This window comes from Streptomyces sp. NPDC002958, assembly GCF_055563255.1.
In genome coordinates, this window is sequence record NZ_JBVHDS010000049.1 from 1 (window position 1) to 12,972 (window position 12,972).

Consider the following 12,972-nt stretch of genomic DNA (forward strand, 5'->3'; position numbering starts at 1 on the left):
CTTGTACGACGGCGACGCGGACGACACGAACGAATCCCTCCCCGGCGCGACCAACCAGAAGATCATCCCACCCGGCCAGTCAACGTGACAGTGCCTCGTCAACGGCAGACCGATGTGCCGCATCAGCGCCGGAGCACTCACCGACTACTGGGTCTGGGCCGGCGACGTCGTCACCGACGGACGCTGAGCCCTTTCCCACCTGGCGGTGAGCCGGGCCGGTCGACACACGCGGGGCTTCAGTGAACGACGAAGCTCCTGGTGGACGGGTTCACGACCAAGGTCACCCGTGTCCACCAGGAGCTTCGCGCCGTGTTGTCGATCGGTCACCGCAGGGACGACAGTGGTAATCGTGTCAGGAACGGCGTGAAGACCGCCATCTTCGACGAGCGTAACCGGCTGTTGTCCGACGGGGACTACACCTATGACCACACTGCGGGTGCCGATAAATCATCCGCCCAGGTCGCAACCTTGATCGCCGATCTCCGGCCATGCCGCAGGGTTTCGGCGTAGTCGGCGGGCGTCCGTTTCGTGATCCTGGGCGCGAACCACCAGCAGTCGCCGCTCGGCGTCTTCACCACGACCCCCGGGTCTCTGACCAACGACTTCTTCGTCAACCTGCTCGACCTGGGCACGACGTGAACGACGACGTCCGAGGACGCGAACACGTTCGAAGGTCGCGACGCCGCCACCGGCGAGGTCAAGTGGACCGGCAGCCGTGCCGACCTCGTCTTCGGGTCGAACTCCGAGCTGCGCGCGCTCGCGGAGGTCTACGCGAGCGACGACGCGAAGGGGAAGTTCGTGAACGACTTCGTCGCGGCGTGGAACAGGGTGATGAACCTCGACCGGTTCGATCTCGCCTGACCATGACGTCCAGGTCGGCCTGCGCCGACCAACCTGGACGTCCTCAGTTGACCAGGAGAGCCCGATTTCGCCGGTCATCCAGGGTTGGTTGGTGAATGGTTCAGGTCCCCCCTCCGAATCGAACCCCAACAGCCCTGGACCCGCTCCGGTCCCCCATCACGACCCGAGCCCTACCGCCGCCAACCGCGCCCTACCGCCACCCGTCAGCAGTAATGCGACACCCAGGACCGGTACCGACCTCGCGGCGGACGAACTCCGCGAGCAGCCATGCGTACAGGTCCACGCGGCGTATGTCGCGGTCGCCCAGCCGTCGCAGCGGATTGCCGACCGCGTCGTACAGCGCCAGCATGAGCAGCAACAGCGAGTGGCGCGCCGGCTCCCGGTGCGGGTGCACGATCTCCCAGGTGAGCGGTTCTACGCCCTGAACAGCGAAGTGGCGCCGGTTCGTGGCCGCCCAAACCTCGATCGATCACTCGGGAAGGTACGCCCTTCGCTTCCAGCCCGAGGCCGATCCACAGGACTTGAGCATTTCTCGCCTTGATCCCGCGTTGGCGCAGGTGGCGCGCGGTTGCCCGTTGACGTTGCGGCAGGCTTGCGACAAGATCCCGCCTGTGTCCGAAACGGAACCAGCCTCCGACGTGGTCAGTCTGCGCGCTCTCGCTCATCCACTGAGACTTCGCCTGCTGTCACTTCGCACTGGCCGTGCGAGGAGCTCCGCCGGGACAGCCCGAGACCTCGGCGAATTGCAAGCCGATGTCAGCTACCACCTGCGTCGACTCCATGCTGCGGGCTTACCGGAACTCGCAAGGAGACGGTGAGAGGTGGCAGGGCTCAGCTGATGTGCAGCTGCGTACAGAGAAAAGTGAGAAAGATGATCAAGCGTCGAATAGCCCTCGCGACAGGCGTCGCTGCCCTCCTGGTCGGCTGCGGAACCACTGCCACGCCCGCCACCAGCGCCGGCACGACCATCCGTGTCCAGGTCTCGGGCGAGCCGGGTGAGACTGCCGGATACAGCGCGATAGCGAAGGCCTACGAGCAGAGCCATCCCGGGACGAAGGTGCAACTCGTGCCCGTCGCGGAGAAATCCGATCACCTCACCCGCCTGTCGACGGCGTTCGCCGGCGGCAACCCGCCGGACGTCTTCCTGATCAACTACCGGGAGTACGCCCAGTTCGCGGCCCGCGGTGCCATCGAACCGATCGGCCCTCGCCTGGCCGGCCTCGGCGTGGACACAGCGGACTACTACGAGCAGCCGATCAGCGCGTTCACGTACGACGGGCAGGTGCAGTGCATGCCCCAGAACCTCTCCTCGCTGGTCGTCTACTACAACCGCACACTGTTCGCCAAGGCGGGTGTGCAGGCCCCGAAGCCGGGGTGGACCTTCGAGCAGTTCAAGGAAGCGGCCATCCGCCTCACCGGCGACGGCGTCCATGGCCTGGGAATGGAACCCTCCATCGTTCGCCTTGCTCCGTTCATCTGGAGCAACGGCGGTGACATCGTCGACGACCCCCAGCACCCGACGCGACTCACGCTCGACACGCCCGCTGCTCGGCAGACCCTGGAGTCGCTGGTGCAGCTCGTGCGGGACGAGGGAGCAGGACCGGACAGGACCGAGCTCGCGGGTCAGGACCTGGAGGCCCGATTCGCCTCCGGCAAGCTCGCGATGTACCTCGGTTCCCGTAGGGACACCCCGGCCCTGCGCGAAGTACAGGGTCTCGACTGGGACGTTGCCGCCCTGCCGGTGCTCCGCAAGCCGGCCGGCGTCCTGCACTCGGACGCCTACTGCATCGCCCGCAAGTCGAAGCACCACGACGAAGCCGCCCGCTTCATCGCCTACGCCACCGGGAAGGACGGCCAGCGGATCACCTCGTTGAGCGGACGTGTGGTGCCCTCCCTGCGCGAGGTCGCCAACTCGTCGGCCTTCCTCGCCCCTGTCAAGAAGCCGGCCAACTCCCAGGCGTTCCTCGACGGCCTTCCGCATCTCAAGAGCCTCCCGGTCCTGGCAACCTGGCCGGAGATCGAGGACATAGCCGGCGAGGAACTGGCCCGCGCCTTCCACGACGGTGCACCCCTGGATGACGTGATCAAGCGGATCGACGAGCGCACCCGGCCGTTGTTCACCTCCAGTGACGGCACCCGATGAGGAGACTTCTGTCAGGGCTGATCACCGCAGGGGCCGGCGTAGCCCTGCTGACGGCCTGCACCCATCCCACGGCAAGCGCCGGACCCGGGCCCGGCGCGGCAGAAGTCGCTGCCACCTGCCCGGGTCCCAGCCCGGCAGCCAACATCTCGGACATACCGTCCGAGCTCAAGGTTGGCGAGCTCGGCGTGGTCACCGTCGTCCGCAAGCAGCACGACTTCACCTATGTGGTGATCTCCACCCGGGAATCGATCCGGGATGCCTTCGGACACATGCACAAGCTGGCGGACCAAGCCGGCTTCACCGTCCTCAGCAAGCAGAATGACGGAATCGACGCGGAGATCTTCATCCAAACACCCCACGGCCAAGGGTTCGTCAGCATGAGCGAGGGGTCGTGCGGCCAGGTCATCGTGGTTGTGGAACTACCGGGCCCCCCGAAATGACAGTGCATCAGCGGGCACATGTACGACGACCGGCCCGACTCCGTGGCAGCACGGCAGGAAGGGCCTTGGCAGCCGGCATGGTCGGGTTCGTGTTCTTCTTCCCGCTGGCCATCATGGTCGTCGGCTCGCTGCGCAAGCCTGGACTGCCACCCCCTGGCGGGCTCGAACTCCTGCCGGACGTGCTCTGGTCGAGTAACTACGAAACCGCTGCCGGGCTGATCTCGCTCGGCCAACAGCTGCTGAACTCGGTCCTCATCGTGTCAACCGCGGTACCAGTCACCGTACTTGTCGCTTCCTGGGCCGGGTTTGCGATCGTCATGGCGCGCCCCGCCGTACGACGCCTGCTGATCGGTTTGGCGCTGGTGGTGCTCAGCATGCCCGCGTCCGCCATGTGGGTGCCGCGCAAGGTGATGCTGGAACAGCTGGGGCTGACCGACCACACCCTCGTCGTCGCGCTGCCCGCGATCATGGGAACCACACCGTTCTACGTGCTGCTCTTCGCACTCGCCTACCACCGCATCCCACGGTCCTTGTACGAGGTCGCGGCAATCGAACAGGCATCGGTGTTTCGTATCTGGAGGTCGGTCGCATTCCCGCTCGCCCGGCCGACCATGTTCGCCGTGGCCGCGCTCGCCTTCGCCTCCTACTGGGGGAACTTCATCGACCCGCTCATCCTGCTCACCACGGAGGACGACTGGCCGCTCGCACTCGGCCTGCGCGCCCTCTCCGCACTCGAGCCGACACTGCATCCGCTCTACATGGCAGCAGCCGTCATGGCCACCGCCCCCGCCGCGCTCGTTTTCCTCGCCGCACAACGAACGCTCGCCCGCCGCGACTTGGAGACATGACCATGGGCATCGCAATCCACGGTGCACACAAGTCCTACCGCTCACGCCGTAAGCAGCCCATCACCGCCCTGACCGAGGTCGATCTGCACGTGGCCAGGGGCGAGCTCATGGTGGTCGTAGGACCGTCAGGTTCCGGAAAGAGCACTCTGCTCAGAGCAATCGCCGGACTCGAGGCACTCGACGCCGGCCGAATCGAGATTGGCGGACGCGACGTCACGACGGCCGCACCAGGCGATCGAGACATTTCACTGGTCTTCCAGGACTACGCACTCTTCCCCCACCTCACCGTCACCGAGAACATCGCCTTCGGCCAACGCGCCCGAGGCGTGCCCAAGACCCAGATCACCACGGACGTCCACCAGGCCGCAGCCATGCTCGGCCTCACCGCAGCTCTGGCCCGGTACCCCCGCGAACTGTCAGGCGGAGAACGCCAACGCGTAGCACTCGCCCGGGCCATGGTCCGCCGACCCAAGGCCTTCCTCCTCGACGAACCTCTCGCCAACCTCGACCCCGACCGGCGACTGCGCACGCGCGTCGAAATCCGCGAACTCCAGCGCCGCCTGGGCGTGTCGATGCTTTACGTCACTCATGACCAGACCGAGGCACTTGCTTTGGGCGACCGTATCGCCGTCGTCCGAGCAGGCCGCATCGAGCAGGTGGGCACACCTGACGAGCTCTACGCGCGCCCGAGCACGGCATTCATCGCACGCTTCATCGGAACTCTGCCGATGAACCTGCTGCCACCCGAAGCACTGGGCCGCGAGAACGGTCCGGTGACTGGCATCCGACCTGAGCGCACACACCTGGCACAGGCCGGACACGGGCATCTGACGGGACGCATCGCCGCCGTGGAACCAAGCGGCGAAGAGACGGTCCTTCACGTCGTGTGCCCCGACACCACACGCATTCTGGTCAGGGTGCCGTCCTCGGCCGGTGTGCCCCGGCCCGGAAGCGAGACCGGCATCACCTGGAGCAACGCCGACGAACACCACTTCGCTTCGGCCGAAGGACCGCGCACCGCATGAACGAACAACACTGCCAACCCACTCGGCCCACCCCTCACCGCAGATGGGGCATCGCGCGCACACCCTCACTCAGACATCGGCCGACAGCACTGGCCCTACCATGGCTCGCCGCCACAGCCCTTCTGGTGGGCATCCCACTCATCGGCTCGGCATGGCTCGCCTTCACCGACTACTACGGCTTCGGCGCCCCCTCATTCACCGGCCTCGACAACTGGCACCGACTCGCCACCGACGAAACCTTCTGGCACTCTCTCGCCAACTCGGCCAAGATCGCAGCCATCGCCATACCCCTGCGAACCGCACTCGCCATCGGCTGCGCGCTCCTACTCCACCGCCGCAGCAGCGTGAACAGCGTCGCCCGCACCGCAGTATTCCTGCCGTCCATCATTCCTGACGCCGCATGGGCTCTCCTGTGGCTCTGGCTTCTCAACCCTCTTTACGGGCCGCTACCTCTCGCCCTCGAAGCATTCGGCCTCCCCTCACCCGGCTGGTTCACCGACCCCGCTGCCGCACGAGGCGGACTCGCGCTCGTCGTCTCCCTCCAGATGGGCGAGGGTTTCCTCGTCGCCCTCGCAGCCCGCCGCCTCCTGCCAGGCTCCCTGCACGAAGCCGCCGCCATGGAAGGCGCGGGACGCACCTTCACCTTCAGACGCATCACGCTGCCGCTGATGGCACCGATCCTTACATTGCTCGCACTGCGGGACGTCGTCCTCCTCCTGCACACCACATTCATCCCGGCCCTGCTGATCACAGCCGGCGAACCGCACTCCGCGACACTGGTGGCACCGCTCTACGTCTACCGCCGCGCATTCCTGTACGGCGAGCTCGGGTATGCCAGCACCCTCTCGATCACGCTGCTGATCAGCGCTGTCGCCGTCGCGGCCGCTCAGCTGATCGTTCTTCGCCGCACGCGCCTTCTCGAGCCGCTCTGACAGTGAGGATGTGACGTGGTGACGTCGCTGGCGGGTCCGACCCGTGCTCTGACTGACGTTTCGGCTGTCCTGTTTGGGATTTGTCGGCCCGCCGGGCATCACCACGCACGGCCGGACGGGCGCTTGTGACCTCATAGGAGTCAGCCGTTCACCTGCGGATGACGACGCCTCGCGGGCGTGAAAATCGGGTGTGGGGCTGTCTGTCGACGCCGGTCGATGTCTGGGATGTGAGCCCGCATAGGAGTCTGGTGAGTTAGCCGCCCGAAGGGCCGCACACTATCGCTTTGAGCACGCCGATCAGCTTCTCCGCCACCCTTCAAGGCTCCCCGGGAAGCCCCGCCCGCACAACTGCAACCGGGGCTACATCGTGGAGGAGTTGGGCGAAGACCACGACGACGGAACGGTCGCGCGGGTCGCGACGATCGACATCACGAAGGCTTCCGGGATGCTCTGCCTGCGCGTCCCGCACGACACCATCGAGGGCTGCCGTGTCCGGAAGGTCTGGACGGTCGCCTCGACCACGAACGCGATCCTCGAACTTGGCGACACGCTCATCTGCCAGGGGGTCGAGCGGGTGGTGATGGAGGCGACAGGATCGTACCGGCGTCCGTTCTTCCATGTGCTGGAAGCCCGGGGACTGGAATGCCGGCTGGCCAACGCGCGCGACGTGAAGAACGTCCCCGGCAGGCCCAAGACCGACAAGCTGGAAGCGGTCTGGCTGGCCAAGCTCGCCAAACACGGAATGGTCCGTGCTTCGTTCGTACCGCCCGGCTTGACTCCGTCCCCGGCATCGGACCGGCCACCGCGCAGATCATCCTCGCCGAGATCGGCACGGACATGAGCCGTTTCCCCACCCCCGAACCCCTGGTGCCCTGGGCGAAGCTGTATCCTAGAACCGTCCAGTCCGGGGCAAAGAACAGCGAGGGCCCGGCCGGGCCCGTACCCACTTGATCGACCCCACCGGCATCCGGTCCGCAAGCGGCCCGGATGCTGCATCAGCTCATCGTAAGCCGCGCTGTCGCCGAGGGGTAGGGCGAGGGGCCGCGGGTGCGGCCCCTCGCCCGGTTCTTCTTCATAGGGCGCTCGTTGAGCTTTCGCGGTGGTTCACCCCGTTGTGGGAACATCCTCGATGTCTACCCAATCGGACATATCGACAGTCCTGTCGCGGCAGCCCGGACTGGACGGCGAGGCGCTCGGCGACGTTGAGGCGAGATCGCAGGTCAGTCGCTCCGTCACTACCGGGACACTGGGTGACGAAGCGCCACAAGAGCTCTTCAAACGCCCTCTCGGTGTCATTCAGAGTCGAAATTGAGCCTCCAGGCTCCGAGCCCGTGGGTCGCGGCGTAAAGGATCCGCTTGCCCGGCACGACGGTCAGGCCCGCCACCTCGACGTTGGGCATCCCCGGGGCACTCTCGGTCCAGGTCGTGGTCCCGGCCGCGAGCCGCAGCACGCCGAAGTCGGTCGCCGCGTAGAGGTCACCGGTAGCATCGTCGCGCACCAGGTCATTGACCGGCAGGTCACCGAAGTCGTACGAGCGGTCGGTCCAGCTGGCCTTGCCGGTCGCCGGGTCGAACCGGACCTCGAACACGTGCCCCGGGGCGGTCGGCGTGGCCGAGTTGAAGCCGCTGTAGGAGATCCAGGCGTGGTTTCCGTCAGCGGGATCGACGTGGATGCTGCTGATGAACCGGTTCGGCGTCACCGCGTCGTCGTCGATCCGGGTCCAGGAGACCGAGTTCGCCGACTCCGCATCGACGTTGCGGGAGATGAAAACCCGGCCGGTGGTCGTCGCCGCCCAGGCGGTGGCGCTGTCGGCGGTGGTGCGCTCGACGGCCGCCACACCGCTCCCGGCCCGGTCGCCCCAGGCAGCGGCGTTGAGCGGGGTGGACCCGAGCTCGACCCAGTCGCCGCACTGCACGGTGCGGTCGCGGGTCCTGGTGTTGCAGAGCCGATTGGCTTCCTCGAGCGTCCGGTCACCGAGCCCGAACGTCTTGGTCCGGTAGACCGACCGCCCGGCGCCGGCGAACATCGTGCCGCTGACCTCCGGGTCGCTGATCACCGGCGCGTAGAACTCGGTCCAGGCCTTCCCATTGATCGGGTCGGCGGTCCAGATCCAGTCGGCGTTGTTTCCGTTGTTGAAGTTCACTTCCACAGCCGTGCCGGAGAAGGTGTGGAAGCGGAACTCCGGCCGGCCGACGTCGAAGCCCGACTGGCCGCCGTCGCCGATCGCGGTGTTCCGCCACAGGCTCGGGCTGCCGTCGGTCTGCCAGGTGCCGTTGTCCTGCGTCCCGCCCTGTAGCAGGTTGCTGTTGTGCGGGCTGACCGACACGCTGTTGAACTGCAATGTGGTCAGTCCCTTGTTGAGGCTGCGCAGCTCAGACGGGATGCGGGAGAGCATCTGCCTGCAGCGGAGTAGCCCTTTCTCGTTTAGCTTCCGGCGAGGGTTGTCGCACCACGCCGAGCGGTCGACCATCGTGCCACTGGACCGCATCATGCCGCCGTCACTGGCCTCAAAGAACTGGAACGGGTTGTTGGGGTTCGTCACCAGGCCCATCTGATCCGGGTGCAGGCCGTTCGGATGCAGTTCGTCGGTGCCGTCGAACGTCATGTCGGTGCCACTCACCCCAGCGTCGGTGGAGAGTATCACCCCTTTCTTGTTGGCTATGGACTCACCGTAGGAGTAGGAACCGCCGACGTAGACCATGTCCGGGTGCCCCTCCGGGGTGTGGACAAAGACGTCGTACCAGCACAGCTGGCCGCAGAGGCCGAGCCAGGCGAACCCGGGGTTGGCGGTGTCGGAGCTGGTCAGATCGGTGAAGGTCGAGGCGCCGGTGGCCACGTCATCGCTGCGGAACAGCCGGGAGGCCGGCTGGCTCATGTTGCCCTCGTAGACGTACATCCGGGTCTTGCCGTTCGGCAGCCGGGTCACGTCGAAGGCGGCCCGGGTATAAGCGATCTTCGCATTGAGCGACGGCTTGATCTGCGTCCAGGTGGTGCCACCGTCCGGCGACCGCCAGATGCCCCGCGACCACGAGGACGCGTACACGATCTCCGGGTTAGCGGGGTCCAGTTCGACGCCCTCGACACCCGTCGGCGAGCAAGCGGTCTGGTTGCTGTAGTCGGCTTGGCTGCCGGTGCATTCCGCGGCATCGGCCGACCCGTTGTGGACGAAGGTCCAGGTGGCTCCACCATCGGTGGACTTGTACAGGCCCCACTTGGCCGCGTCGGGCACCGGACGGCTGATCCCGGAGCAGCAGGTGCTCGACACGCCGCGCATCGCGGTGGTGGTGCTGGCGTAAATCGTACGGGGGTCACCCGGCTTGACCGAAATCTGGCTGATGCCCTTGCCACCGAGTTCCGCCTTGCCCAGTGGCCCGGTCCAGGTTTCGCCACCGTTGGTGGACTTGTAGATGCCGATGCCGGCCACGCAACCGGAGGAGCAGCCGTTGGCCTCGCCAGTGCCGACGTAGACCGTGTTGCCGGTGGCGTCGTTGCGGTCGATGGTCACCGTACCGGCGGCGTTGATGCCCAGCGGCCCGCCGAGGTACCGCCAGTGCGGCTCGTCGGCGAGCGCATTGTCGGTCCGCCAGACGCCACCACCGGCGGCCGTGACCCACATCTTGCAGTGACCCGGTGCGCAGGTGGGGCTGATCGCCACATCGGTGGTACGGCCACCCGCGACGTACTCGTTGGGCAGATAGCTGGACGAGTCGCGGGTCGGGGAGTACGGGTAGACCGCCTCCTTGGGCCCCACCGTGACCCAGGTGCCCTTCTGTCCCTTGCCCTTGGGGAACGGTCGGCCCTTGGCGGAGCGGTAGGCGGCGCGCGTGCCGTTCGCCTGCGCCATGGTGATGGTGTCACCGGGGTAGGCGCGCTGGCGGAATTTGACTTGCCCGGCGGTTCCCGGGTTTTCCTCGCCTTCCTCGCCTTCCTCGCCTTCCTCGCCTTCCTCGCCGTAACCTTCCTCGAATGGGTCACCAGGGCTGGCCTCGTGCAGCTTGTCCAGATCCTGGCCGGTTTCGGCTCTCTTCGCCTGTGTTGCGGTTTCTGACGGTTGAGTTGCCACTACACAGGTCAGGATGGCGAGTATCCCGGCCACGAGTGCGGCGAGCAACTGGCGACGTCTGCGCGTCACGTGAATTCCTTTCTGCGTTCGCTGTCGACCGGCGGCCCGGCAGGGCAGCTATAGCCGACCGAGCGAGGATTGCAGAGCCGTGTCGATCAGACAATGGGCTACCGCGCACTGGCGGCCTTCACCGTTGCGGGGCGCCAGGTGGCACCGTCGTCGGTGGACGCCTCCGCCTCGGTCTTGTCGGTGTCCGCAGGGGCACCGGAATGGGTCGAGGTCAAAGTGGCCGGTGGTGCCACCCTTGGCGGTGCTCTCGGCGTGCAGGTCGAAGCCGTACCGCGGCCAGAGCAGCCCCAGGTTCCCCTTCCCGTTCGCCGGACGGGCGGAATTGAACGTGGGGGGCTCGCGTTTTCTGGACAGGCTTCTGACCGTCTATTTCATGAGGAGATTCGCGACTCCCTAAATTCAGCTCTTCACCGAGGCACGCATGCAACGGCGAGCACTTCAATAAACTGTTCGTGGTCGACGAGGCGCACAAGTACATCGCTGAATTCAACACCGTTGCGCTAGGGCCTGTGTGATGTCGTGATTAAACTTGCCGATCCAGATCCGCATGGAAGGCGAATCCGGCAGGAAGGCGAGTGTGACGCGCAGGCAACTCCTTTATAGGCATGGGACGTTGGCGATCGAGCCGTTCCTGCCGATAGGTGAGTACGGCCCGTACCCCGGGCGGCTGCGGGATCAGTTCGAGGGGGTGATCTCTGGCAGTTCAGGACAGGCGCGCAATGGCAAGAGATGCCGGGCGAGTTCGGGCCTTGGCCGACCGTCTACGGACGCTTTCAGGTCTGGAGGAACGCCGGTTTCCTCACCGCGCTGCTGGAGGGCCTGATCGCCGCAGTCGCCCGCCAGACTCGGCTGTTCAGCGGAATTGGGTGATCTGACGCTCACCCAGGTGCTCGGCGGGCGAGGGGACGCGGCGGGCCCCGGAGCGCACCAGGAACCGTGCCCCGCTCTGATGGACGGCATCAAGGAACTCGTTGCCGTCGAAGGCCGCGTCGGCCAGCAGGAGATCGACTTGTCCAGGGCAGTCAGAAGCCGCTTGTCATAGAGGAGTTCACCCTCGGACTCCGGTCCGAACGCGGCGGCTATGAGCCCGCGGGTGCCGCACTCGACCAGGGCCGGCAGCCGCAGGAGCGGATAGCCGAACTCCAGACTCTCCCCAGGGCGGTGGCGTAGGAGACGGGCGCGGACAGAGCCGGGCGGCCGCCCGGCCGCATAACTCCTTGACCACCTTCGACACCTGGCCGGTCAGATGCATGGTGCGGCGTTGGTGGCGCTCCAGCAGCCCTGGGATCTGCTCGCGGAAGGTCTGCCGCCGGCAGCCCAGGACCGGGCAGACCAGGCGCCGTACCCGGACGCGGACCACGACCTGGCGGCCGTCCACCAGCACATCCGCCACCATCCGGCGGTGATACCCGTGCACCTTTCCCGTCAGCACCCCGCACACCGGGCAGGGCGCCGGAACACCCACAGAAGTATTTCGTCGACTGCTCCGAGGCGGCGGTCGCCAGCGAGGCGAACGGCACGAGGACCGCGGCCCGACCGGTCCGGGTCGGCGCCTATGGCGATCCGGACCGGACCACACCACGGATCGACGCGGCCGGTGCCCAGCAGGCCGTGCTGCTGTCCGACGCGGAACACATCCACTCCCCGACCTCGAACTCACCGCCCCAGGCGACAACTCCGCTCCGCGACGGGGCGTGTACGTGCTCGCGAAGGACTCCGGGCCCGTCCGTGGCATCGAACTGCGAGGACAGGCCATCCACGACGTGCGCGGCATCCTCGACGGGCCCGCACCGACAACGGCATGTTCGGTGCCGCATCCGGCGACATCGTCGTCGAGGCGCAAGGCACACGGCACCGACGTGTTACGAGTACGAGAACCTGCGCATCGTGGACAACAACCTCCGGGCGGTGGACCGTGAGGGCATCTACACCTGGTCCGACGGCGTCTCCCAAGTCGTGGTCAACGAGAACAACAGTCAGCCCCGCCAGGTGTACTTCGCCAACAACATCATCCACAAGCACGGCACAGGCACCGCGTCCCTCCGGCTGCGATCCGGCCGGTTCGCCTTCGACCACAACCTCTTCTACGGCCTGCAAGAACCACCCGGCGCGACCGCGAGCGTGCTCGCCGACCCGCTGTTCGTCTCTCCCGGCACCAACGCCCCGGCCGGCTACTACCTATCCCAAGTCCACACGGCGCGCCCGAAGTGCTTCGCTCACTGGACCTGGGCGGCCCCGGCAGGGTTGAGGACCAGAACGACAAGAGCCGTATGACGGGAGACTGGCACGTACGATTCCATGGGAGCCCGGGGGTGAGCCCCCCCCCCGACTATCAGGGCGGCGCCGGCAGTCTTTCCTGTCCAGGAATGCTTGCTCTGGGTTGGATCATCGGGGCACTCTCCGTACGTCCCGAAGTGGTACTCCGTCACCGACCGACCACCATCCCCAAGGCGGTGTGGCGCTTATCGCGGATGGTCTGGGCGAATATCGGGAAACCCCTCGCCGCACTGGCCAGCGCTCTCGTGGCCGCCTCCCACGACCAGTACTCTGTCGTCACACACGGATCCTGGGCGCCCTCTGCCCGCTCCGG

11 protein-coding genes and 3 pseudogenes are annotated in these 12,972 nt (G+C 66.6%); 11 read left to right on the forward strand and 3 right to left on the reverse strand.

Translation table 11 applies throughout. The annotated features are described in order from the left end of the window. The first annotated feature begins 258 nt into the window (after positions 1-258). Positions 259-510, forward strand: coding sequence for a hypothetical protein (locus ACZ3IC_RS33315; protein WP_467422352.1), 252 nt, complete (start codon positions 259-261; stop codon positions 508-510). 21 nt (positions 511-531) lie between these two features. Then, positions 532-861: pseudogene (locus ACZ3IC_RS33320) on the forward strand (catalase/peroxidase HPI); the annotation flags it as partial. Positions 862-1,051: 190 nt separating this feature from the next. On the opposite strand, the gene ACZ3IC_RS33325 reads toward ACZ3IC_RS33320, so the two are convergent. Next, positions 1,052-1,255: a hypothetical protein gene (locus ACZ3IC_RS33325; RefSeq protein ID WP_467422355.1), complete on the reverse strand. Its 204-nt coding sequence runs from the start codon at positions 1,253-1,255 to the stop codon at positions 1,052-1,054. Between the two features lie 477 nt (positions 1,256-1,732). Here ACZ3IC_RS33325 and ACZ3IC_RS33330 point away from each other — a divergent pair, with 477 nt between their 5' ends. The 7 genes from ACZ3IC_RS33330 (at position 1,733) to ACZ3IC_RS33360 (ending at position 7,200) form a co-directional block, all read left to right on the forward strand. Further along, the gene (locus ACZ3IC_RS33330; RefSeq protein ID WP_467422357.1) at positions 1,733-3,004 is read left to right on the forward strand and encodes an ABC transporter substrate-binding protein; all 1,272 of its coding nucleotides are present in this window, start codon (positions 1,733-1,735) and stop codon (positions 3,002-3,004) included. Between the two features lie 185 nt (positions 3,005-3,189). Then, entirely contained in the window at positions 3,190-3,444 is a 255-nt protein-coding gene (locus ACZ3IC_RS33335; protein ID WP_467422359.1) for a hypothetical protein, read from the forward strand. Positions 3,445-3,509: 65 nt separating this feature from the next. Further along, positions 3,510-4,292 carry a carbohydrate ABC transporter permease gene (locus ACZ3IC_RS33340; RefSeq protein ID WP_467422361.1) on the forward strand — a complete coding sequence of 261 codons (783 nt, stop codon included), beginning with the start codon at positions 3,510-3,512 and terminating at the stop codon, positions 4,290-4,292. A 2-nt stretch (positions 4,293-4,294) separates the two neighbouring features. Further along, entirely contained in the window at positions 4,295-5,317 is a 1,023-nt protein-coding gene (locus ACZ3IC_RS33345) for an ABC transporter ATP-binding protein (RefSeq protein ID WP_467422363.1), read from the forward strand. A 125-nt stretch (positions 5,318-5,442) separates the two neighbouring features. Next, a complete protein-coding gene (locus ACZ3IC_RS33350; protein WP_467422365.1) occupies positions 5,443-6,249 on the forward strand; it encodes a carbohydrate ABC transporter permease in 807 nt (268 codons plus the stop codon). A gap of 376 nt (positions 6,250-6,625) precedes the next feature. Continuing rightward, positions 6,626-7,090 (forward strand): IS110 family transposase, encoded by a 465-nt coding sequence (locus ACZ3IC_RS33355; RefSeq protein ID WP_467422367.1) that lies wholly within the window; start codon positions 6,626-6,628, stop codon positions 7,088-7,090. Then, positions 7,075-7,200, forward strand: a complete 126-nt coding sequence (locus tag ACZ3IC_RS33360) for an IS110 family transposase (RefSeq protein ID WP_467422374.1) — start codon at positions 7,075-7,077, stop codon at positions 7,198-7,200. Before ACZ3IC_RS33355 ends, ACZ3IC_RS33360 begins: the two co-directional genes overlap by 16 nt. A 341-nt stretch (positions 7,201-7,541) precedes the next feature. Here the strand turns inward: ACZ3IC_RS33360 and ACZ3IC_RS33365 are convergent, their stop codons facing one another. Then, positions 7,542-10,382: a hypothetical protein gene (locus ACZ3IC_RS33365; RefSeq protein WP_467422369.1), complete on the reverse strand. Its 2,841-nt coding sequence runs from the start codon at positions 10,380-10,382 to the stop codon at positions 7,542-7,544. A 577-nt stretch (positions 10,383-10,959) separates the two neighbouring features. Between ACZ3IC_RS33365 and ACZ3IC_RS33370 the strand changes: the two are divergent. Further along, positions 10,960-11,231 (forward strand): annotated as a pseudogene (locus ACZ3IC_RS33370) (transposase); the annotation flags it as partial. A gap of 337 nt (positions 11,232-11,568) precedes the next feature. On the opposite strand, the pseudogene ACZ3IC_RS33375 reads toward ACZ3IC_RS33370, so the two are convergent. Then, positions 11,569-11,841 (reverse strand): annotated as a pseudogene (locus tag ACZ3IC_RS33375) (transposase family protein); the annotation flags it as partial. 428 nt (positions 11,842-12,269) lie between these two features. Here ACZ3IC_RS33375 and ACZ3IC_RS33380 point away from each other — a divergent pair. Next, positions 12,270-12,656, forward strand: coding sequence for a hypothetical protein (locus ACZ3IC_RS33380; protein WP_467422372.1), 387 nt, complete (start codon positions 12,270-12,272; stop codon positions 12,654-12,656). Positions 12,657-12,972: the final 316 nt, after the last annotated feature.

Excerpts from the sequence above, each read along its gene's own strand:
- ACZ3IC_RS33330 (WP_467422357.1), top strand. The coding sequence starts at position 1,733 with ATGATCAAGCGTCGAATAGCCCTCGCGACAGGCGTCGCTGCCCTCCTG.
- ACZ3IC_RS33345 (WP_467422363.1), top strand. The coding sequence starts at position 4,295 with ATGGGCATCGCAATCCACGGTGCACACAAGTCCTACCGCTCACGCCGT.